2 protein-coding genes and 1 pseudogene are annotated in these 2,442 nt (G+C 67.9%); 2 read left to right on the top strand and 1 reads right to left on the bottom strand.

Annotation, left to right across the window (positions count from 1 at the left end):
• A pseudogene (locus A8G18_RS22505) lies at window positions 1-326 on the bottom strand (translation initiation factor); the annotation flags it as partial.
• Window positions 327-466: 140 nt separating this feature from the next.
• Between A8G18_RS22505 and A8G18_RS13900 the strand changes: the two are divergent.
• Window positions 467-1,564, top strand: a complete 1,098-nt coding sequence (locus A8G18_RS13900) for an adenylate/guanylate cyclase domain-containing protein (protein ID WP_026003464.1) — start codon at window positions 467-469, stop codon at window positions 1,562-1,564.
• Window positions 1,565-1,747: 183 nt separating this feature from the next.
• A partial coding sequence (locus tag A8G18_RS13895; protein WP_064064345.1) for an AurF N-oxygenase family protein occupies window positions 1,748-2,442 on the top strand: 695 nt, incomplete at its 3' end.

The following is a 2,442-nucleotide window of genomic DNA, read 5'->3' as shown; positions in this document are numbered from 1 at the left end:
TTCGCGGGTACGGGTTTCGCCGGTGCGGGCTTCGCGGCACCGGACGCGCGCGCGGCCTTCGCCGGCGCGCGTTTGGTTCCGGCCGGTTCGCGGGTGGCGCGCAGTTCGTCGACCTCGAACGGCAACTCGTCGTCGACACCCTTCGGCCGCACCATCACCGTGCTGCCGCTGATCGACACCACCCGAGCCGACGTCCCCGGATCGATGCCGAGGCTCGGAATGCCCTCGACGAGGTAGACGGTCGCGCGGCGCCCCTCGGCGAGAGCGGTACCGAGCTCTCCGAGTTGGTCCTCCGTCAGGTGATCCGCGCGTCTGCGGGGCGGCATGCGACGTCCTTTCTCGGTTCGCCGAACGGTCGGCGGTGCTTCGACGACGGTCACTGTCGCACATCCGTACGACATCCCTGCTCACCCGCTCGGTGCGACCTGCCGCGCACGTGGGGGCCGAGCACGGTAAGGATGAATGCGTGACCCCGTCCGATCCGGCACCCGCATCAGGAACCGACGTGCTGTCCGTGATCCAGTCACAACTGGAGAACGCGCTGCTCGGCGGTCCGCTGCGTTACACGTTGAACGAGGTGGCGGGATTGTGCGGGCTCGAACCTGCCCGTGTGCGCCGCCTGTGGCAGGCGCTCGGTCTGACCGTCGATCCCGATCCCGACGTCGTGATGTTCACGGACGGAGATGTCGAAGCCCTGCGGGCGACAGCGGCGATCATCGCGAGCGGCGCGATCGACGAACGCCTCGAGATGCCGGCGGCCCGGTCGATCGGACAGTCGATGTCACGGTTGACCGAGTGGCAGCTGAATCTGCTCAACACCCACGTCTTCACGCAACTCGCCGCTGCCTACGAGAAGTCGGAGACTCCTCCGCAGGAGGAGGAGATCCGTGCGCTGATCGACCACATCGTCCATCGCACGACCGAGCTCGCGGTGAGTCTCCAGAGCCACATGTGGCGTCGGCACCTGGTGGCCACCACCGCCCGTGCCGCCGCGCGCCCGCAGGATTCCGGCGAGCTCCACGAGCTGGTCGTGGGCTTCGCCGACATGGTCGGTTACACGCGGTTGACCCGCCAGATCGACGCGGCCGCGCTGAGCGAACTGCTCGACTACTTCGAATCGGAGGTCTCCGATGTCATCGCACGGCACAACGGCTGGGTGATCAAGACCGTCGGCGACGAGGTGATGTTCGCAGCCGAACGTCCGATCGACGCCGCGCGCATCGCCCTCGACCTGCAGGATTCGTTCGTGGCCCAGAAGGATTACCCGGATCTGCGTGTCGGGCTGGCGTGGGGCCAAGCGTTGCCGCGCTTCGGCGACCTGTTCGGTTCGGTCGTCAACATCGCGGCCCGCCTCACCGGCGCGGCGCGACCGGGCACGATCCTTGTCGACGAGAACCTCGCCGACGCGCTCGCCGACTGCGACGAGTTCCGGTTCCAGACCGTGCGAACCCTGCGGTTGCGGGATTTCCAGCATTCCCGCCTGTACGTCCTGCGTCGCCCGCGGGAGGAGAAGAAGACCGCCGTGGGCGCGGACGGTCTGGGCGACGAGGACATGGGCCTCTAGCCGTCCGGCGCGCCCGGGCTGGTCGGCGCGGTGATCTCCGTCTTCCGGGCGCCCCGGCGCTCGTCACCGCCCGCCCCTCCCCCTTCCCGATGCCCGCGACACGAGTCGCGGGCATTGTGCTGTGCGCGCGATCACGCTAACCTGAATAACAGTTACCAGTCGTCACACTAAAAAGGTGGAGACATGACCGCATCGCTCACCCGCGAGACCAGCAAGGGCTTCACCCCCGGCGTCGCACTGTCCGATCGGGAGGAAACCGCCGGACGACTGCTCGCTTCGTCCGCGCGCAAGTCGTACGACCCGGTCGTCGAAGTGGACTGGGAGGCCCCCGTCCCGGACGACAAGTTCGGCATGACACCCGAATGGAGCACGCTCTACGGCACCGCGCTGTGGGACGAACTCACCGACGAACAGCGCATCGAGCTGACCAAGCACGAGGCCGCGAGCGTCTCGAGCGTCGGCCTGTGGTTCGAGATCCTGCTCATGCAGATGCTCCTGCGCGACGTCTACGACCGCGACAAGCATTCACGCCACGTCCAGTTCGCCCTCACCGAGGTGGCCGACGAGTGCCGACACTCGGTGATGTTCGCGCGCGCCGGCGAGCGGCTGAACACGCCGGGCTACGGTCCGGCCCGCTACATCCACCAGCTCGGTCGCCTGTGGGGCCATTTCTTCAAGGGCGCCAACGCCTATGCCTCGGTCATGGCTGCCGAGGAGATCCTCGACATGATGCAGCGCGACTTCATGCGCGACGAGCGTGTCCAGCCCGTCACCCGCGCGGTGTCGAAGATCCACGTCCTCGAGGAGGCGCGCCACATCCGCTTCGCCCGCGAGGAGGTCGCACGCCGACTCGCCGGTGCGAGTCGCGCGCGACTCGC

This window comes from Rhodococcus gordoniae (assembly GCF_001646655.1).
Taxonomy (GTDB): domain Bacteria; phylum Actinomycetota; class Actinomycetes; order Mycobacteriales; family Mycobacteriaceae; genus Rhodococcus; species Rhodococcus gordoniae.
This window is presented reverse-complemented; position numbering and strand designations above follow the sequence as displayed.